At 63.3% G+C, this 17964-nt stretch carries 19 protein-coding genes; 10 read left to right on the plus strand and 9 right to left on the minus strand.

The window, feature by feature from the left end; genetic code table 11:
- Positions 1 to 596 precede the first annotated feature (596 nt).
- On the minus strand, positions 597 to 1373 hold the full coding sequence (locus AC3WJI_RS02330; RefSeq protein WP_492755622.1) for an SDR family NAD(P)-dependent oxidoreductase: 777 nt from the start codon (positions 1371 to 1373) through the stop codon (positions 597 to 599).
- Positions 1374 to 1530: 157 nt separating this feature from the next.
- Here AC3WJI_RS02330 and AC3WJI_RS02335 point away from each other — a divergent pair, with 157 nt between their 5' ends.
- Positions 1531 to 2382: a LysR family transcriptional regulator gene (locus AC3WJI_RS02335; protein ID WP_492755623.1), complete on the plus strand. Its 852-nt coding sequence runs from the start codon at positions 1531 to 1533 to the stop codon at positions 2380 to 2382.
- 43 nt (positions 2383 to 2425) lie between these two features.
- Here AC3WJI_RS02335 and AC3WJI_RS02340 read toward each other — a convergent pair whose 3' ends face one another.
- Positions 2426 to 3337, minus strand: coding sequence for a LysR family transcriptional regulator (locus AC3WJI_RS02340; RefSeq protein WP_492755624.1), 912 nt, complete (start codon positions 3335 to 3337; stop codon positions 2426 to 2428).
- A gap of 87 nt (positions 3338 to 3424) precedes the next feature.
- Between AC3WJI_RS02340 and AC3WJI_RS02345 the strand changes: the two genes are divergently transcribed.
- From AC3WJI_RS02345 to AC3WJI_RS02355, 3 genes are all read left to right on the plus strand, one after another.
- Positions 3425 to 4309 carry an MBL fold metallo-hydrolase gene (locus tag AC3WJI_RS02345; protein ID WP_492755625.1) on the plus strand — a complete coding sequence of 295 codons (885 nt, stop codon included), beginning with the start codon at positions 3425 to 3427 and terminating at the stop codon, positions 4307 to 4309.
- Between the two features lie 84 nt (positions 4310 to 4393).
- Positions 4394 to 5092, plus strand: a complete 699-nt coding sequence (locus AC3WJI_RS02350) for a dienelactone hydrolase family protein (protein ID WP_492755626.1) — start codon at positions 4394 to 4396, stop codon at positions 5090 to 5092.
- Positions 5093 to 5125: 33 nt separating this feature from the next.
- Entirely contained in the window at positions 5126 to 5755 is a 630-nt protein-coding gene (locus AC3WJI_RS02355) for a LysE family translocator (protein WP_492755627.1), read from the plus strand.
- A gap of 73 nt (positions 5756 to 5828) precedes the next feature.
- On the opposite strand, the gene AC3WJI_RS02360 is transcribed toward AC3WJI_RS02355, so the two are convergent.
- The gene (locus AC3WJI_RS02360; protein ID WP_492755628.1) at positions 5829 to 6641 is read right to left on the minus strand and encodes an SDR family NAD(P)-dependent oxidoreductase; all 813 of its coding nucleotides are present in this window, start codon (positions 6639 to 6641) and stop codon (positions 5829 to 5831) included.
- Between the two features lie 143 nt (positions 6642 to 6784).
- Here AC3WJI_RS02360 and AC3WJI_RS02365 point away from each other — a divergent pair, with 143 nt between their 5' ends.
- Complete coding sequence (locus AC3WJI_RS02365) at positions 6785 to 7225, plus strand: hypothetical protein (protein ID WP_492755629.1); 441 nt, start codon at positions 6785 to 6787, stop codon at positions 7223 to 7225.
- Positions 7226 to 7273: 48 nt separating this feature from the next.
- Here AC3WJI_RS02365 and AC3WJI_RS02370 read toward each other — a convergent pair whose 3' ends face one another.
- Positions 7274 to 7834: a carbonic anhydrase gene (locus tag AC3WJI_RS02370; protein WP_492755630.1), complete on the minus strand. Its 561-nt coding sequence runs from the start codon at positions 7832 to 7834 to the stop codon at positions 7274 to 7276.
- A gap of 131 nt (positions 7835 to 7965) precedes the next feature.
- On the opposite strand from AC3WJI_RS02370, the gene AC3WJI_RS02375 reads away from it, so the two are divergent.
- Positions 7966 to 8772: a helix-turn-helix domain-containing protein gene (locus tag AC3WJI_RS02375; RefSeq protein ID WP_492755631.1), complete on the plus strand. Its 807-nt coding sequence runs from the start codon at positions 7966 to 7968 to the stop codon at positions 8770 to 8772.
- A gap of 402 nt (positions 8773 to 9174) precedes the next feature.
- Here the strand turns inward: AC3WJI_RS02375 and AC3WJI_RS02380 are convergent, their stop codons facing one another.
- On the minus strand, positions 9175 to 9579 hold the full coding sequence (locus AC3WJI_RS02380) for a winged helix-turn-helix transcriptional regulator (protein ID WP_492755632.1): 405 nt from the start codon (positions 9577 to 9579) through the stop codon (positions 9175 to 9177).
- Between the two features lie 82 nt (positions 9580 to 9661).
- Between AC3WJI_RS02380 and AC3WJI_RS02385 the strand changes: the two genes are divergently transcribed.
- Positions 9662 to 10396, plus strand: coding sequence for an SDR family NAD(P)-dependent oxidoreductase (locus AC3WJI_RS02385; protein WP_492755633.1), 735 nt, complete (start codon positions 9662 to 9664; stop codon positions 10394 to 10396).
- 257 nt (positions 10397 to 10653) lie between these two features.
- Here the strand turns inward: AC3WJI_RS02385 and AC3WJI_RS02390 are convergent, their stop codons facing one another.
- Positions 10654 to 11400 (minus strand): SDR family NAD(P)-dependent oxidoreductase, encoded by a 747-nt coding sequence (locus AC3WJI_RS02390; RefSeq protein ID WP_492755634.1) that lies wholly within the window; start codon positions 11398 to 11400, stop codon positions 10654 to 10656.
- A gap of 92 nt (positions 11401 to 11492) precedes the next feature.
- Between AC3WJI_RS02390 and AC3WJI_RS02395 the strand changes: the two genes are divergently transcribed.
- A complete protein-coding gene (locus AC3WJI_RS02395) occupies positions 11493 to 12428 on the plus strand; it encodes an AraC family transcriptional regulator (protein ID WP_492755635.1) in 936 nt (311 codons plus the stop codon).
- 102 nt (positions 12429 to 12530) lie between these two features.
- Here the strand turns inward: AC3WJI_RS02395 and AC3WJI_RS02400 are convergent, their stop codons facing one another.
- The gene (locus AC3WJI_RS02400) at positions 12531 to 13277 is read right to left on the minus strand and encodes a siderophore-interacting protein (RefSeq protein ID WP_492755636.1); all 747 of its coding nucleotides are present in this window, start codon (positions 13275 to 13277) and stop codon (positions 12531 to 12533) included.
- Positions 13274 to 13969 (minus strand): O-methyltransferase, encoded by a 696-nt coding sequence (locus AC3WJI_RS02405; protein WP_492755637.1) that lies wholly within the window; start codon positions 13967 to 13969, stop codon positions 13274 to 13276. Before AC3WJI_RS02405 ends, AC3WJI_RS02400 begins: the two co-directional genes overlap by 4 nt.
- Before the next feature lie 134 nt (positions 13970 to 14103).
- Between AC3WJI_RS02405 and AC3WJI_RS02410 the strand changes: the two genes are divergently transcribed.
- Together AC3WJI_RS02410 and AC3WJI_RS02415 are read left to right on the plus strand one after the other, a co-directional pair.
- On the plus strand, positions 14104 to 14916 hold the full coding sequence (locus AC3WJI_RS02410; RefSeq protein ID WP_492755638.1) for an AraC family transcriptional regulator: 813 nt from the start codon (positions 14104 to 14106) through the stop codon (positions 14914 to 14916).
- A gap of 400 nt (positions 14917 to 15316) precedes the next feature.
- Positions 15317 to 16333: an LLM class flavin-dependent oxidoreductase gene (locus AC3WJI_RS02415; protein WP_492755639.1), complete on the plus strand. Its 1017-nt coding sequence runs from the start codon at positions 15317 to 15319 to the stop codon at positions 16331 to 16333.
- A 75-nt stretch (positions 16334 to 16408) separates the two neighbouring features.
- Here the strand turns inward: AC3WJI_RS02415 and AC3WJI_RS02420 are convergent, their stop codons facing one another.
- On the minus strand, positions 16409 to 17953 hold the full coding sequence (locus AC3WJI_RS02420; RefSeq protein ID WP_492755640.1) for a DHA2 family efflux MFS transporter permease subunit: 1545 nt from the start codon (positions 17951 to 17953) through the stop codon (positions 16409 to 16411).
- Positions 17954 to 17964 lie beyond the last annotated feature (11 nt).

Genomic DNA, 17964 nt, shown 5'->3' on the forward strand with positions numbered 1-17964 from the left:
GACGAGCATGTGTCCATGACCTGGACCGTCGCGTCCCCAGGTCAGGTCCACCCAGGCCGACGCGCCGTCGATGAGCACCATCCGGCCTCCGCCCATCACCTGACCATCCTTTGCGACCTGATAGGTCCACTCACCAGCGCTCACGCCGGTTACAGCTAGCGTAAGGCCGGGTGGCGCTCCAGGATAGGCGATCGGCATCGGGCGCCCATCCAGGCGGCCGTTGAGCACCTCGCGCGGCGACGGGATCTCCCAGCGAAGGCTCCATCCTCTTCTACCTTGAACCGGTAGGCAGCCGCCGCCGAACCGCTTGTGCCCGGGCTGCTCCGCTCCGGCGCGAAGCGCCATGTGCCATTCCACATGCTAGGCGCTGGCGCGGCTCCGATGAGCAACAATGCCATGGCAGCCCAGTATATCCTCAGCATCGTTTCCTCTCCCGAAAGTGCAACCTCGACACAGCTCACCAGCTTTGGACCGACTTCCTAACGTTTCGTGCGTGTCTTCTGACTGGAATCTACGTTGGTGATCACCTAGTGACTAAAATGCCGAGGTCGGCATAGTTTCGTCTAGCTGACCCTACCATCTTGCACGCCGGCGCGTCACCGCGGCCCGGGAATGTTGAAGCCGCCGTCGACAAGGATCGACTGACCGGTGATGAAACGTGCTTCGTCCGTGCACAGCCAGACCGCGACGTCGGCAATGTCCTCCGGCGTGCCGATCCGGCCGAGCGCTGCGCGGGCGGCAAGCGGCGGGATAATCGCGTCGCCATGGGCGCGAAGCATAGGGGTGTCGATCACCCCCGGACTAATGTTGTTGACCCGGATATGGTGCGGCCCTGCCTCCAACGCGATTGCGCGGATCATAGCGTCCAGGCCCGCCTTGCTTGCGGAGTAGGCCGAAGTACCGACTGTGGCCGCTGTCGACAGGAACGACGACGTATTCACAATCGCGCCAGGCTGGTCCGCCTGTATCATCGCGCGCAACGCAGCCCGGATCATCAGCCACGGCCCTTTCAGGTTGATGGCGATCAGCTCGTCGAAGCTCCCTTCGGACATGTCGATGATCAGTCCGCCCGAGCCCTGGATGCCCGCATTGTTGAAGACGTGATCGATCCGCCCGAACCGATCGATTGTGGTGGCGACTACGCGGTCGACGTCCCCCGAGTTCGACACATCGCCGGCAATTACGCTCGCGCTCCCATTTGCAGCACGGATCACTTCAGCGGTACGTTCGAGAGGCGCCTCGCGTCGTCCAACCAGCACGACACGGGCACCTTCGCGAGCGAAGGTACGAGCGGCGGCTTCCCCGATCCCGCTGCCGGCGCCGGTGACGATCGCGACTTTGTCGGCCAGTCGTTCAGATTTTGGATTGTTCATTCTCAGCCATGCTCTCTCTGGATTTGCGTGCCAATGCGCTCCAGATAACGTCCGCGTGCCACCAGATAAGCGGGCTGCCGAGCAACAGGGAGCTGTGTGAGAATCACCAATGACAAGACGTTTGACGCCTGGAGAATATGCCGAGGCGCGAGCTTTCGTGGCAGTCGCCGAGGCTCGTAGCTTCAGGCGCGCCGCCCAAGACCTCGGGCTCAAGCCGTCCACACTGAGCCATGCGGTGCGTGCCTTCGAGAACCGGGTGGGTCACCGCCTGCTTAACCGTACAACCCGGGCCGTTACACCGACTGAAGCCGGGACGCGGCTATTACAGGACCTCGCGCCAGCGCTGGCGTTGATGGACGCGGCGATGTCAGCGATTGGTACTCCTGAGGGCGCGCCAAGCGGAACAGTGCGCTTGGCCGCGCCCCGGCTGGCGATCCAGATGATCGTCGCGCCGATCATAGAGCAACTGGCCGTCGGATTTCCCCATGTGACGCTCGACGCCCGGACCGTCGAGCGCCCCGGCGACCTTGTCGACGGCTTCGATCTGGGCATTCAGCTGGGTAGCGAAGTGGCACAGGACATGATCGCGGTGGCTCTGACCAAGCCTTTCACAACCGCCATCGTCGCCTCGCCCGACTATTTCGCCTCTCATGGCTTGCCGAACCACCCCGCTGACCTTCTGGCTCACCGCTGCATTGGCTGCCGCAGCGGCCCCGGCGGGGCGCTCTATCGGTGGACTTTCGAGCGGGGGGGCGAAACAGTTGTCCTGGACCTGACAGGCACGCTCGTTACCGACGACGCCGATCTCATGCTGGACGCCGCACTGCGGGGAATCGGTATCTGGCACGGCGTCGATCAAATCGTGACACCGATGCTCCAAGATGGAAGGTTGGTCCGCGTGCTCGCGGACTGGTCGCCGACCTACCCCGGGTTCCACCTATATTACGCTGCAGGCGCACCGCTCTCATCGGCAGTGCGCGCTGTCGTCGATGTCCTTAAAGGACGCTGAGGCAAGGTGCGCAGTTGATGCCGGTCGACCCACGCCAACCGTGTCATACGCAAGGGGTGTCAGCCGAACTACTGGCTTCACGCCGCATCGCCGCTTCGAGCTCGCGAATAGCGGGGTGCAAGCTTCCACGATCGGCATACATGAGGTGGAAACCTGCGGCTGGCCAGTTCCACTCCGGGAGGACCCTCTGAAGCACATTTTTGCCGATCGCCTGGGCGACGAACTTGCTCGCGAGCAGGGCGACTCCTTGCCCGGCAATCGCATACAGACGGGCGGCGATCGAGCTCTCAACCACGATCGTTGGCGACCCGCGCAGTTTCACTGTCTCGTCTCGCCGCCTGAGCGACCAGGGAAGCATCGCACCTGATCGAGGACGCCGTATTCCGATCCGCTGGTCGGCGAGGTCTCGGGGATGAAGGACGTCGCGCATCGCCAGCCACGATGGTGCCGCTACCAAAATGAGTTCGTCGTCCGCATCCAGCCGCCGCGCGATCATGTCCTGCTGCAGGAGGTCTCCGCGTCTGATCACCGCATCGAACCGGCTGGCCACAGGATCGGAGAGCCTGTCCTCCACCACCAGATCGAGCCTGAACTGGGGATGCGCAGCCCGGAACGCGTCGACAACGGGAATGAGCAGGAGTTCCATGGCCACGGCGGACAGTCCGATAACCGCACGCCCAAGCGCTTCTTGTGTTTGATCGACGGCCTGACTGGCGGTCGCCAGTCGCGCTAGTGCCGGCTTCACCTCGTGCAACAGGGCCTCGCCCGCCGCGGTCAGGGCAACGCTGCGCGTGGTGCGACTGAGCAATCGAACGCCAAACCTCGTTTCTAGGCGACGGATCGACTGGCTCACTGCTGACGGGGTCACGCCAAGCCGAGCGGCGGCGGCTGCAAAGCGGCCTGTCTCGGCGACGGCCAGGAAGGTGTTGAGCTCTAGGATTTCACCTGCGCGCATTCGTGACTCACGATCATGAGAGCATCAAGCCACAGCGGCTTTCCAGTCAGCAGTGTCCGTCCCTATTTGGGGGCAATGGAAAGTTCTATGCCTAATGTGCGCGAATACCAGGTCGGCAATGCCCGTGTGTTCCGCGTCGAGGATTGCGCGATCGACGCGTTCACGCCGAAGCAGCTGCTGCCGGAGTGGAGCTTTGAAGATGAAGAGCTTCTCGCCGCCATGCCCGAAACGGTTGACGGCGCCCACCGCCATCTATTGCTCAGCATCCATAGCTGGATAATCCGGATCGGCGCCCTGACCGTGATCGTCGACACTGGCGCTGGTAACGATAAATCGAGGCCAAACGCCTCGTACTTCGACCACCTCCACACTCCGTACCTCGCCCGCTTGGCGGCTGCGGGCGTAGCTCCGGCGGAGGTGGACTATGTTCTGCATACCCACCTGCACGTCGATCATGTCGGCTGGAACACCCGATTGGTGGACGGCCGCTGGGTGCCGACGTTCCCCAATGCCCGACACGTATTCTCGGCCAGCGAATATGCCTATTTCACGGATCCCGCGAACCTCAGCGAGCGGAACCGGACGAGCTTTCAGGTGCAGGCCGACAGCGTCGCCCCCATCGTCGAGGCTGGCATGGCCGAACAGATCGTGGTCGACGGTCGTGAGAAGATCCCGGGCTTCAGCTTCCACTCGACTCCCGGGCACACGCACGATCATGCGTCGATCCTGCTGGAGAGTGCCGGCGAGCGTGCGATCTTCGCGGGCGACGTCCTCCACCATCCCATACAGGTCGCCAGGCCGGACTTGATGTCAGTGTTCGATCCGGTGCGTGAGCGGACGCTTGCTTCGCGTGGTTGGGCGCTCGATTTCGCCGCAGATCATGAGGCGATCTTCTTCAGCTCGCACTTTCCGTCGACAGGCGCGGGCCGGGTCAGCAAGAAGGGTAAGGGATGGGCATGGACGTACGTCTGAGCCGCACGATTCGAAAATCGGAGTTTAGCCGTGCCGCATCAACGACTGTTGCTTCCGACCTCGGACGGCGAGTGCCCTTGCTTCGTGTTCACACCCGCGAGCAGGCATGGCACCCTGCCGGCGGTAATCGTCTACATGGATGCGGGCGGCATCAGGCCTGCGATGTTGGACTTGGCGCAGCGGATCGCGGACGCGGGCTTTGTAACGCTGCTGCCGGACCTATTCTATCGCTACGGATCGTACGGACCGTTCGTGCCCCAGGAAGTCCTCGCCGGCGATTTTCGCGCGGTGCTCGGACCGCTAATGGCGACGACGGACAACGCGAAAGCGGCCCAGGATACTGGCGCACTGCTCGCCTATCTGGACACGCGCGACGATGTGCTGGCCGGGCGTGTGGGCGTGGTCGGATTCTGCATGGGAGGCGGAATGGCGATCGCGGCCGCGGGTACATGGCCGGGCCGCATTGCTGCAGCAGCGAGCTTCCATGGCGGCCGTCTCGCGACCGATGACCCCGCGAGTCCGCACCTGCTTGCCACGAAGCTGCAAGCGGAGGTTTATATCGCCGCAGCGCAAGACGACTCCAGCTATCCGCCCGAAATGGCAGAACGTCTCGAAGACGCGTTGAAGGATGCGGGCGTAAGTTTTTCGGTGGAAGTTTACCCTGCTGCGCACGGATGGATGTTGCCCGATTTCCCCGTCTACGACCGAGAACAAGCAGAGCGTGGTTGGAGCAAGTTGCTCGCCCTGTTTTCAACGATGCAGGGTAGGCCTGCTGAAGTGTAAGAGGGTCCGGAACAGCGATACGAGGGTGAACTCATGAACATGCACGTCTGGTGGCTGTTCGCTGGCTCGGTCTTCGTGCTGTCGGGAACACCAGGTCCGAACATGCTGCACATCCTGTCGCGCAGTGTCGATGTAGGGTTCAGCCGCAGCGCCGCAGCGATGGCTGGTTGCCTCTTGGCTCTTGTCGCAATTCTCTCCGCTTCCGCCGCGGGGCTAACGACAATTCTGCTCGCCTTACCCGGCGCGTTCGAGGTCATGCGATATGCCGGCGTCGCATACCTGCTTTACCTCGGCATGAAGGCATGGCGGAGCAAGGTTGCGCCGCTGGACGTCGGCGCGGGCGACCTACCTCAGGTTCTTTCCCGCATCGCCCTGTTCCGCGGCGGTTTTGCGATCGGTATCAGCAATCCCAAGCTCATCCTCTTCGCCGCAGCGTTCCTTCCGCAGTTCGTGAGCTCGACCACGCCGCAGGCCCCGCAGTTCGCGATCTTGGTAGCCACGTTCGCGGCGATCGAATGCTTCTGGTACGTCGTGTACGCAGCCGGCGGCCGGTCGCTCTCACGCTACCTCGCACGTCCGTCTATCAAGCGCATGTTCAATCGCCTGACTGGTGCCATTTTTATCGGCTTCGGAATATTGCTGCTCAAGGCCAAGCCTGCCTGATACGTGCGCCTCGGCGGTCTAGGCGCAGGCCGACGGGCGCGGTGATGGCCCTCGCACGCTCGGCGGGAGCCCGTCAGGCGAGATAACGCACCACGCCCCCGTCAACCCGTAGAGCCGCTCCGGTGGTTGCAGAGGCCTGTTCCGAGCAGACGTAGACGATCATGTTGGCGACCTCTTCGGTCGTGGCGAAACGTTGGATGAGGCTCGTCGGACGGAGCGCTTGGAGGAAGCCCTGCTCCGCCTCCTCAAGGGTGATCCCGTGCTCCTGAGCCTGCTTGGTCATGAAGTTACCTAGGATCTCGGAGCGGGTCGGCCCCGGGAGCACGGCGTTGACTGTGACGCCAGTGCCCGCGACCGCCTCGGCCAAGCCACGCGAGACCGCGAGTTGCGCGGTCTTGGTCATGCCGTAATCGAGCATCTCCTTGGGAATGTTAACAGCGGATTCGCTGCTGACGAAGACCACACGTCCCCAACCGCTCAGGACCATGCGCGGCAGATAGTGACGCGACAGACGCACGCCGCTCATCACGTTGAGCTGGAACAGCTCCATCCAATCCTCGTCGGGTATGGCCACGATGTCGTCGAGCCCGCGATAGTCCCGGATGAACGCGGTTCCGACGTTATTCACGAGTATGTCGGCATCAGGTGCCTGATCCAGAAGGATGCTGGCGCCCTCCGCGGTCGCGAGATCGGCGGCGATGCCGCCAATCTCGGCTTCCGGAAAGGCGGCGCGCATCTCGCTCACCGTCTGATCAACGCGTTCAGATCCACGACCGTTGACGATCACAGACGCGCCGGCACGAACGAGCCCTTCTGCAGTGGCGCGGCCGATTCCGGCGGATGAACCGGTCACAATGGCCCGGCGGCCTTTGAGGTCGATAATCATGTTTGTCTCCGAGCGCGTAGCAATGCCGAGGGCCGTGAATAAAGAAGGTGCGGAGAGCGAGCAGATGTTATCTGCGCACAACGCAGGTGCGCCGATGCACCGACTGATGCTTCTTGGGGCTAACCTCGCGTTCGGAGTGCGTGATGTCCTGGTTGTCGCTGCTGTCGATTATCAACCTTTTCTCTGCGGGAACCTTGGTGGGTATAGAGGTCGGCTCACATTATGGCTTCGTGGTCCAACCAACGTTTCTTGGCGAGGCAGATCAGATCCGGCTTCGCCAGGCTCTCATCCGCCGGCTCCGCGCCCTCGTACCTGCCGTGTTTGGCCCGGCTTTTTTCACCACCATCGCCCTGACCATGGTGTCGGTAGCGGGTTTGGAATTGATGCTCCGCAGTGTCGCACTCGCAGGTGACATCTTCTGGATCTATGCCCGGATAGTCGCGACCATGCGGATCAACAGCGACACGATGGACTGGGACCCGGAGACGCCTCCTGCGGGGTGGCGCGGCCTGATCAACCGAGCCGAACGATTTCACATCGCCAGCCTCTGGGCAGTGGCCGCCGGTTCTTGTGCCTGCTGGTAGCGGAAACGCTGTGACAGCGACGAGTGAGATAGGCCACCTACTCCGCACTTAGCAGGCACGGAGCGGAGCGGCGGGCACGATCACGCGCACGGCGCCGGTTGCGACGTCGTACACCTGCCCGGAGATCATCCATTGGGCGGGCAGAGCCGGAACGGCGCGCAGAGCCGCCACGTCCGCTACAACTGCCGCCTCCGGGTCGGTGACGGCCTTCTCCATCAGCTCCCCTTCCGGGACTTCGAAATAGCCGGCCAGCATCTCGGGGTTGCCAACGAGGCGCGAGATGCCGCAGTCTGTGTGGTGCAGGATAATGATATGAAACTCTCCGCCGCCGCCAGGGATCGCATGTGCCACTTCGCCGATGCGGCCGAGCAGGCCCAGTTGCTCCAGCAGGCTTGGCGTGACGCGTCCGCCGATATTGCGCATCACAACGGCCTCTCCCGGCTCGAGCTGAAGAAGCTGAGCGGGATCCACTCGCATGTCGGCGCAGCCGATGATCACCGCTTTTACGTGCGGCAGCTGTTGCGGCAGCGATGGCATGAGAGTGCCGGCAGCCCCCTGCTCACGGGCAAAGTCCTCGTTTCTAGCCAGAAGTCTATCGATGTAGCTCATGGTCGTCTCTCTTTGCTTCGCAGATTGATGCCGCAGGATGAGACGAGGAGATCACATACTCAATTACGCTCGAGGTAATAGCGTGTAGATCTCGGCGATCTTATGTGAGCGCGACTTGGGAGTAAGCTTTGATGGCAGTCGGTCCAGACCGCGGACTCGGTGAACTGCTCCGCGGTTGGCGAAGCCAGCGGGGCAAAAGCCAGCTTGAGACCGCGCTCGACGCCGATATGTCGCAGCGGCACCTCAGCTTCGTCGAAAGCGGGCGCAGCGTGCCAAGTCGCGATAAGCTGCTCGCTGTCGCCGAAGCGCTGGACGTGCCCCTGCGCGAGCGAAATGCCCTGCTGCTCGCCGCCGGCTACGCGCCGCTCTATCCGGAGCAGGCTTGGGATGCGCCGCAGATGCGCGCGATCACCTCCGCTGCCCGACGCATGTTGGATCAGCAGGAGCCATACCCGGCGGTCCTGCTGGACCGGCACTGGAACGTGCTGGCCGCCAACAGTGTTGCCCCACGCTTTTTCGGTTGTTTTGTAGACCTCTCGAAGTGGCCGCAGCCGCGCAATCTCCTGCGGTTGACTTTCGATCCAGCCTGTTTGCGACCGTTCATAGACGATTGGGATCAGGTAGCTCGATCGTTGATCGATCGTGTCCGCCGAGAGGCGGTGGGACGCGTGTTGGACCAGGCCGGTCAACAACTCATCGAAGAGCTGCTCGCATATTCAGGGTTCGAGGCCGCGCCGGTAGGCAGGCCCAGCGGCACCGATCTCCCGATGATCCCGATCGGCTTTCTCAAGAGCGGAGCGGTCCTGCGCTATTTCTCGATGGTGACAACAGTCGGCGCACCGACCGCAATCGCTGCACAGGAACTGCGGATCGAGTGCCTGTTCCCCGCAGATGAGGCAACCGAGCGCAGACACCTCAGGCTCCTCGAGGGAACCTGAATGAGCGGCCGCCCTAAAAAGGTGTTTTTCCTTCAAGGATGTTGAGAACAAGAAAATCACCCTCCGGGCCCTTGTTATGTTCCAGACGGTGATCGTGGGTTCGCGCTGAACGAGAGGTTGCGAGACCGTCAGCGGTGGCGCCGGCATGTACTAAGGTCTTTCCTACCAATGTCAGCTGTCGGGCAGGCCGTGGTGCTGCCTGAAGGTCTGATAATGGGCGCATAGCTGCCGTCGGGGCCGCTTCTGACGAATGTCCGAAGGTGGGAAGCGGGAAGGGGGCCCCGAATGTCCGCAACTGGGTCGTTCCGTCGCAAAGCTGACGATGGGCAAACGTCAGTTTCAGCCGTTCAGCACAGCTCGCGTCCAACCCGGAGCCGGATGGTTGTTCGTTGGAAGGCGCAGCTAGGTGCGCTTCTCGCGAAGCCAGCTATCCCGCTCGGCGAAAATCTTTTGCATCTCCACCATGTTCTCGGTTCCCCAGATGCATAAGGGCTCAAGCGCCTGGGCAAGGCTCTGGCCCAGCTGCGTCAGCGTATAGTCCACGCGTGGCGGTACCTCCTTGTAGTCGTTCCTCCGCAACACGCCGTCGGCTTCCAGTTCCTTTAGCTGCTGGATCAGCACCTTGTCGCTAACATCGCGCACGGCACGCTTGAGTTGGCCGTAGCGCGTCGGCCCGCGTAGCAGGAAATATAGGATGAGCGGTTTCCATTTGCCCGAGATGATCTTGAGCGTTGCGTCGAGTCCGCAGGTGAAGCCGGGGGCGGCTGGAGCGGGGCCGGCGATGGTGGTTTGCAACACATCAGACATTTCGGGTACTTACCTAAAGGTGCATACTTGTCGCTAGGTAGGCAACACGCCAGCTGCGTGCAACCAAGAACTGGAGGCACGTATGAACCGACTGGAAGGCAAGACCGCGATTATCACCGGTGGCGGCACGGGCATTGGCCTGGCTTCGGCGAAGCGCTTCATCGAGGAAGGTGCGTTCGTCTACATCTTTGGGCGGAGGCAGGAAAAGCTGGACGCGGCAGCGGCCGATCTCGGCCCGAATGCCCGCGCCGTGGCGGGCTCGGTAACCGTTGCCAGCGACCTTGACCGGCTGTTCGGCACAGTGAAGCAGGAGCGCGGCAAGCTGGATATCCTGTTCGCCAATGCCGGAACCGGCGCGCTGATGCCGCTAACCGAGATTACGCCTGAACATTATGACGAGACCTTCAACATCAATGTGAAGGGCACGATCTTCACGGTGCAGAAGGGACTGGAGCTGATGGGCGAGGGTGGTTCGGTCGTCCTCACGGGCTCGACCACCGGGGTGATGGGAACGCCTGCGTTCAGCATCTACAGCGCGTCGAAGGCAGCTGTCCGCAACTTGGCGCGCAGCTGGGCGCAGGACCTGCGCGGAACCGGTATTCGCGTTAACGTCCTATCGCCTGGACCAACGCTGACCGAACTGGCAGCCGAGGTCGTCGGTCGCGATGCGATGATCGAGATGGGAGCTGCCACCCCGATAGGGCATGTCGGCGACCCGTCCGAAGTCGCCGCGGCTGCCGCGTTTCTCGCTTCCTCCGACAGCAGCTTCATGACCGGTAGCGAGCTGTTCACCGATGGAGGTTTGGCGCAAATTTAAGTAACTCTGCCAGCGGGCGAAAAGCCCGCTGGCTTCGTGATCAATACTGCCAGACCCGTGACTTAAACCCCCGATGTGCTCTCTTCTATTGAGCGAAAGCAGACGCGGCGTGGATATGAACGAGCTTCCGGAGTTGGAAAGCACGAAGCTTGACCTGAGTGGCCGAATCAGGTTTCCACGAAGCAACTCGACTGAGAGGCTCATAGTCTCTCACTGGCTGCAAGCGGGCCCACAAGACTGCGGGCCCGTCGATCGCTCTAACCTGCCTGTGACGAAGCGATCGCGTCGGCACCCGCCGGCAGATACGTCGGCGCGTTGATGTCAGTCACCGCGCGCCAGACCGCCTCGGCAACGTCCTCAGACGAGGTGGTCGGTCCGGGGTCCTGCTGCCAGCCGGCCATCACCTGCTCAACCAACCGCATATAGGCCTCAGGGAAGCCGCCGGTCATCAACGCGCGGGCATTGTCGCCAAAGCGCGTCGCCGGTGCCCGGCCCGGCAGAACGACCCGGACGCGCACGTTGAAGGGCGCAAGCTCCAGCGCGACGCTATCAGAGAAGGCGTTCACGGCCGCTTTGCTTGCCGTGTAGACTGACAGCAGCGGCAGTGGCCGATAGGTCACCGAGGAGGTGACGTTGACGACGACGCCGTCGCGCCGCTCGCGCATCTGCGGCAGCACCGCCTGCATCATGGCGATGGTGCCGAGCGTGTTGGTCTCAAGAATGTGGCGCGCAGCCTCGACCGGCGTGCCCTCCAGGGCGTTGAGGAAGCCGATGCCGGCATTGTTGACGAGCGCGTCGATCGGCCCCGCCGCCTCGACGACATGGGCGATGCTGTCGGCACTGGTCACGTCGAGCGGCAACACTCTCATATGCTCGGACGTGGGCAGCACATCCTCGCGCGGCGTTCGCATCGTCGCAATGACGTCCCAGTCGCGCGCAACGAAGTGGCGGGCAATCTCCAGCCCGAAGCCCGAGGAACATCCGGTAATCAGAATTGTCGGCATGCAAGCTCCTGTCATAGTCACGCCATCAGATGGCATCCTCGCCGGGACATGCTACGTTCGTCCGTCCGCATCTGTTTGGCGAGCGTCCAGAGTTGACCGATCCCCTCGCGCAGGTTGTCAGCCTGCTTCAGCCCGACCTGTCTTATGCCAAGTTCGTAGAGGCGGCAGGTCGCTGGCGCGTCCGCCGGGTGGAGGACGGCCGCGCCTTCTTCTTTGCGGCGCTCGAGGGGACCGTCCGCCTGGACATTCCAGGCGAAGCACCGCTGCTCATCGAGCGCGGCGACTTCGTGCTGATCCCGGCCGCCCATGATTTCACTTCATCGAGCACCCTTGGTGCGCCCCCGATCGGCCTCGACAGCATGCCAGTCGAGATCGATCCTAACGTCTTCCGCCTAGGTGACCAAGTCGGCGACCCGGATGTCCGCATGCTCGTCGGTCATTGCGCCTTCGGCTCGCCGGACGCCGCGTTGCTCGTATCACTGCTGCCGTCACTGATCCACGCGCGCGGGGAGCCGCGCCTGACGACCTTGATCCAGCTGGCAGTTGAGGAGTCCAGGGGCGAACGGGCAGGGCGCGATGTTGTCCTCGCCCGGCTAATGGAGGTGCTGTTCATCGAAGCGCTTCGCTCGTCCGGTCCGCACTGCCCATCGGGCATCCTGCGCGGGCTAGGCGACGAGCGGGTGGCGGCGGCAATGCGTGCCATCCACGAACGCCCGGCGGCCGCTTGGGACGTGCCTAGCTTGGCCAAGACCGCCGCGATGTCGCGCTCGACCTTTTTCGAGCGCTTCCGGCGCACCGTCGGCATGGCGCCGATGGAGTACCTCCTGCATTGGCGCATGGTGCTCGCCAAACGGTCCCTGGGGGATGGCAAGCTCGGCGTCGCTGAGATTGCCCGGCAGGTCGGCTACAGCTCGGCGAGCACTTTCAGCGTCGCCTTCTCGCGCCATGTCGGCGCTTCGCCGACCACCTACGCACGACAAAGGGCGGCCGGCGATCTGGCTGCACGCGACCCGCTTTTTCAAACATGAAAGGGTGTCGCTTTAGAGTGACGCTCAAGAAGCGCTGAACGTCCACTGGGTCCTTTCGCACACCGCCGCTGAGATCCAGCGGGGCCGCAGTTGGGTTCGGCGTCAATCGAGTCCTCGTTTCCCGGGCGCCCAATATGCCTTGGCGAGGATGCGTGCCGTTGAAACGCCTTCCCACCTGAGATTTTGTCGAAGCCGCTGGATCGTGCTCGCTTTACCCGTCAACACGAAAGAGCCGCCAGCGGCAATGGGCGGGCCGAGCGCGGCCTCCATGTCCGAGACGTGTGCATCCGCATCGCGCTTGGCGACCAGCGTTACCCCGTCGAGGCCGAGGCACGCCAAGACCTGGCGGGCGCTTCTGACATCGCTGACTTCGAAGCAGCAGTTCATGGGATCAAGCCGGTTTGTCGATGCCAGCGCATGCGTGAGCCCGATCGAGGTTTCGTCGCCGAACACGACCAGTGGCGACGTCGCGCTACTGGGATCGAGCGAGCTGCGCGGTCCGAAGAGTTCGCATTCGTCGCCCACCCTGAGGCCGCGCAACCACGCACTTCCCGGGCCGCCGCCGTGCGCATAGCCTAGGATGCGAGCGCTTCCCGCGGCGGCGCTCCAATCTATTGGAGTGTAGGTCCGCGCGACGAATGTGGAGCCCATCGCGACCTGGACCTTGTGTCCTGGCACCCAAGACGCGCCTTCAAGCGCCGGCCCTCTCAGCGTGACGAGCCGAAAGCCATCCGCAACGTCCTCGACCGCCGCAATGGCAACCCGTTTCATGAACAGGCCGAGCAGCGCTTTGCTGAGCCTGCCAGGTGCCTTCGCAGCCCTACGATCCGAGACCACCGGCACCGTCACAGGGCTCGCACGGCAAATTCATTGCCGCGACCTTCGTCGATCGGAAGCGTATATGCGAGATAGCCATTCGCGGGATCGCGGACATACTCGAGGTAATCGTCTGCAAAGGCGTTCTCGGCCAGGATCACCGCGCCGGGCCGCAGCCGCGGCTCGATCAACTTGAGCACTGGCAGGTACAGCGACCAGGCGCCGTCCACCAACGCCAGATCGACCTCACCGCCGACATCTTTGAGCGTGTCGAGCGCATCGCCCTCACGAATGTCTACCAGGTCGGCAAGGCCTGCCGCTTCAACATGCGCCCGTGCCCGCGCCACCTTGCCTTGCTCTAGCTCGGAGCCAATAAGCTGCCCACCACCATTGTCGCGCAGCGCCGCGGCGAGATAGATCGTCGAGATCCCCATCGAAGTGCCAAACTCCATAATCCGTCTCGCCTTGCAGGCGCGAGCGATCGCGTAGAGGAAGCGGCCATAGCGTGGCGTCACGGACAAGAAGTGCTCGGCGTGCCCATTATATACTTTGCGATAGTCGCTGCGCTCGTCGGCGATCAGCTGCCTCGCTGCCTGTTCGATCGTTTCGCCCGACGTCTCGAGGTCGGCCATCATCTTCCGGATGAAGGGTGCGTCCGCCGCTTCAGCAGCCTGGTGAAGCTGCATAAGCGTTTGGCCGACGAGGCCGCTGTTCAAACTAGTCATGGATGCCCTCGCTATGGGAGGCCGATTGGCCTCGACTGATGCGAACCGAGCAGATAGGAGACGCCGGAGCTGGCGTCATTCCGAAGGCTCGACAGATTGTTATTCAGATCCGCCATTGAGGGCGGGGGCTGCCCATGCCGCTCCTGAACGACCTCTCCGATGCGACCGACTGGGTCGAACCCGACGATGTGCCGCGGCCGGTCGTAACGTACGGCTTCGCGTCCGAAACATTCGGCGACTTCGAATTGGATCCGCATCATCACGCCAAGAGCCAGCTGCTGCTCGTACAGAGGGGCGCGCTGAGCTGCGAAGTCGAAGGCGGCCTGTGGATCATTCCGCCGCGCAGTGCCATCTGGATACCGGGCGGCGCGGTCCACGCGATGAAGGTGACGGGTGCGCTGGAGGGCTACGGCGCCTTTGTTGCCAAAAATGTCGCCGTCCACCTTCCGGCCACCTGCAGCGCGGTGTCGGTCACGCCATTGCTGCGCGAACTCCTGATCCGCTCCGCCAATCTGCCACTCCTCTATGAGGAGGGCGGTGCGAACTCACGGCTGGTGACGGTGCTGCTCGATGAACTCGCAGCCGCCAAGGCCGAGGACCTGCATCTCCCAATGCCAACCCATCCGCGGCTTCGGCGGATCATCGACCATATGATGGCGAAGCCGGCGGACCGGGGAACGCTGGACATGTGGGCTGAGAAGGCCGGCATGAGCACACGGACCCTGGAGCGGCTGATACGGCGCGAGACGGGCATGAGCTTCGGCCGCTGGCGCCAGCAATTCAGCGTCATACTGGCGGTGCGATGGCTGGCGGGAGGCGCCTCGATCCAGCAGGTCACGGCAGACCTGGGCTACGAGAGCGTACCGAGCTTCGTGACGATGTTCCGCAAGGCCCTCGGCACTTCGCCAGGGCGCTACATGGCAGAGCGCCATTCGAGCCAATCCTGAGCGCCGCAGTTTCCAGTTTCGATCCATATGACGGGGCGAGATGGACGGCCGCGCCGGCACATGAATGGGTAACCGTGGGGCGGCTTCGCTGCTCGCCTGAACGCGCCCTGGCCGGTCTTCAGGTCGACAAGGCCGTTGCTGCCGGCATCCAACAGGCCGACCTGGTGAACCAATCGGGAAAAACCCGACCGCGAGTTGGCCGGTCGACCGTCCAGCAGGAGGCAAACGCGAAGAGCTGACCGCGCTCGGCAAAGTCCTTGCGGCATCGTGCTGCTTCGTCGTGGAAACCTTGTGTTTCCACTCTCGCAGCGCGCGAGGCGATGCGTTGCCGGGGCTATCGCCTATTTGAACGAGAGGCACCGCGGGTCCCTCGGACCAGCCACGAGGTCAGGAATTGAATATGAAAAGAATCGGGTTTCTCTCCTTCGGGCATTGGTCGGCAGCGCCCTATTCGGCGACGCGCTCGGCCTCGGACGTACTGCTCCAGTCGATCGACCTGGCCGTCGCCGCGGAAGAGCTCGGTGCCGACGGCGCCTATTTCCGAGTCCATCATTTCGCCAGGCAGCTCGCGTCGCCCTTTCCTCTGCTTGCGGCGGTCGGCGCGCGCACCAGTCGGCTCGAGATCGGTACCGGCGTGATCGACATGCGCTACGAGAATCCATTTTACATGGTTGAGGATGCTGGAGCGGCGGATCTGATCAGTAACGGCCGACTGCAGCTCGGGATCAGCCGGGGCTCGCCCGAACAGGTCATCGAGGGGTGGCGTCATTTCGGTTACGCGCCGGCCGACGGCGAAAGTGATGCGGACATGGGCCGCCGGCACGGTGAGGTATTCCTCGACCTGTTGGAGGGGGAGGGCTTTGCCCGGCCCAACCCCCAGCCGATGTTCTCCAATCCGCCGGGCTTGTTGCGCCTTGAGCCTCATTCCGAGGGATTGCGGCGGCGCATCTGGTGGGGATCTGCGTCAAACGCGACGGCACTCTGGGCGGCGCAGAAAGGTATGAACCTGCAGAGCTCGACCCTCAAGGCTGATGAGAGCGGCGAACCCTTTCACATCCAACAGGCTAAGCAGATCCGTCTGTACAAGGAAGCCTGGAAGGAGGCCGGGCACGACTGGAAGCCGCGCGTGTCGGTATCGAGATCGATCTTTGCGTTGATGAACGACGAGGACCGCAATTACTTCGGGCGGGGAGACGACAGTGACCAAATTGGGGTCATCGACAACATGCGCGCGGTGTTCGGACGCTCCTACGCGGCTGAACCGGACAAGCTGATCGAACAATTGCGAGGCGACGAGGCCATTGCCGAAGCGGACACGATCCTGCTGACCGTACCCAACCAACTTGGCGTCGAGTACAACGCCCATGTTCTCGAGGCCATCCTTACCCATGTTGCGCCAGCGCTAGGCTGGCGCTGACCTGGACACCAAGGTGGATGCCACGCCGGCTGTACTCGCGTCACCCGGCTGCGCAGCGCTGCCGGGTCGCAATCGCTACGTCTTCGCGCGTCGGCAAAACGGAACCAGGACGAGTGCCGCGACGAACATCAGGGCCATCACGCGGAACACGTCGTTGAACGCGAGCGTCAACGCCTCGCGCTGCACGATCCGTCCGGCGATCGCCTGCGCCATCAGCACCGCCTCGGCCGGGTCGGGCGTGTAGGCGCTCGCCTCGCGTGCGAGTGCCTCGACCAGTTCGCTGCCGCTGCGCCCCGCCACGCCGAGCGCCTCGCCGAGGCGGAGCAAGTGGAGCCGGCTCGCGTCCTGCAGCCAGGTGTTGACCAGCGCGATCCCGATCGCCCCGCCGAGATTGCGCATCAGGTTGAACAGGCCCGACGCGTAGCGCAGCTCGGGCCCGGCAAAGCCGGTGAGTGCGAGGTTCACGCTGGGGACGATGCACAGCATGATCGCGAAGCTGCGCACCGCCTGCGGCCAGAGCAGCGCATGAAAACCCCATTCGGGGGTCATGAAGCTGAAGAGCCAGAGCCCGGCAGCGAAGAGGCTGAGCCCGAAGGTGATCATGATCCGCGGATCTAGGCGCTGCGACAATCCGGCCGCAACCGGAACGCCGAGCATCTGCACCACGCCCGCGATGAACACCGTGGTGCCGATTTCCGATGCATTGTACCCGCGGACGGTACCGAGGAACACCGGCACCAGATAGGTGGCCGAATAGATGCCGAAACCGATCACCAGATTGAACACGCACGCGAAGACGAAGGTGGGGCGGCGGAACGGCGTGAGGCTGACCACGGGGTTCGGCGAGCGCAGCGACCGCTCGAGGAAGGGCAGCATCGCGACGAAGCTGAGCCACGCCCCGGTCGCGATCGATGGGTCCTGCAACCAGTCGTTCCTCGGGCCTTCCTCGAGCACATATTCGAGACCGCCGAGGAAGATCGCCATCGCGCAGAGGTGCACCCAGTCGATCCGGCGCAGCATGCTCCGGTTGGCGCCGTCGACGCGGACGAACAGCAGCGCCAGGAGCGTGACCGCAGCGCCTGGCACGATGTTGACATAGAAGATCCAGCGCCAGCCCGCGGCGTCGGTGATCCAGCCGCCCAAGGTCGGGCCTAGCGTGGGGGCGAGCACCGAGACCATGCCGAGGATCGCCGGGATCATCGCCCGCTGCTTGCCGGTGAACATCGCAAAGCCGGTGGCGAACACCGTCGGCACCATCGCGCCGCCGACAAAGCCTTGGAGCGCGCGGAACGCGATCATCGATTCGATGCTCCAGGCGAGGCCGCACAGCGCACTGGCGAGCGTGAACAGGCCTGCCGACAAGGCGAACAGCCAGCGCGTCGACAATGCCTGGGCAAGGAAAGCCGCGAACGGGATCATCACCAGCTCGGCCATCAGATAGGCAGTCTGCACCCAGCTGATCTCGTCGGCGCTTGCCGAGAGGCCGGCGCGCACTTCGTTGAGCGAGGCCGCGACGATCTGGATGTCGATCAGCGCCATGAACTGGCCGAACGCCATCACCCCGAAGATCAGGAACTTGCGCGCATCGGGCAGCGCCTGCGGGTCGATCGTCTGGGCCAAGGGAATCTCTT

The organism is Sphingomonas sp. FW306-1B-B10E (genome assembly GCF_058782005.1).

Coding starts and splice junctions, on each gene's coding strand:
- AC3WJI_RS02360 (WP_492755628.1), bottom strand. CDS start 6,641: ATGATTATCGACCTCAAAGGCCGCCGGGCCATTGTGACCGGTTCATCC.
- AC3WJI_RS02410 (WP_492755638.1), top strand. CDS start 14,104: ATGCCGCTCCTGAACGACCTCTCCGATGCGACCGACTGGGTCGAACCC.
- AC3WJI_RS02380 (WP_492755632.1), bottom strand. CDS start 9,579: ATGTCTGATGTGTTGCAAACCACCATCGCCGGCCCCGCTCCAGCCGCC.
- AC3WJI_RS02370 (WP_492755630.1), bottom strand. CDS start 7,834: ATGAGCTACATCGATAGACTTCTGGCTAGAAACGAGGACTTTGCCCGT.
- AC3WJI_RS02385 (WP_492755633.1), top strand. CDS start 9,662: ATGAACCGACTGGAAGGCAAGACCGCGATTATCACCGGTGGCGGCACG.
- AC3WJI_RS02375 (WP_492755631.1), top strand. CDS start 7,966: ATGGCAGTCGGTCCAGACCGCGGACTCGGTGAACTGCTCCGCGGTTGG.
- AC3WJI_RS02415 (WP_492755639.1), top strand. CDS start 15,317: ATGAAAAGAATCGGGTTTCTCTCCTTCGGGCATTGGTCGGCAGCGCCC.
- AC3WJI_RS02355 (WP_492755627.1), top strand. CDS start 5,126: ATGAACATGCACGTCTGGTGGCTGTTCGCTGGCTCGGTCTTCGTGCTG.
- AC3WJI_RS02365 (WP_492755629.1), top strand. CDS start 6,785: ATGTCCTGGTTGTCGCTGCTGTCGATTATCAACCTTTTCTCTGCGGGA.
- AC3WJI_RS02330 (WP_492755622.1), bottom strand. CDS start 1,373: ATGAACAATCCAAAATCTGAACGACTGGCCGACAAAGTCGCGATCGTC.
- AC3WJI_RS02340 (WP_492755624.1), bottom strand. CDS start 3,337: ATGCGCGCAGGTGAAATCCTAGAGCTCAACACCTTCCTGGCCGTCGCC.
- AC3WJI_RS02345 (WP_492755625.1), top strand. CDS start 3,425: ATGCCTAATGTGCGCGAATACCAGGTCGGCAATGCCCGTGTGTTCCGC.
- AC3WJI_RS02390 (WP_492755634.1), bottom strand. CDS start 11,400: ATGCCGACAATTCTGATTACCGGATGTTCCTCGGGCTTCGGGCTGGAG.
- AC3WJI_RS02405 (WP_492755637.1), bottom strand. CDS start 13,969: ATGACTAGTTTGAACAGCGGCCTCGTCGGCCAAACGCTTATGCAGCTT.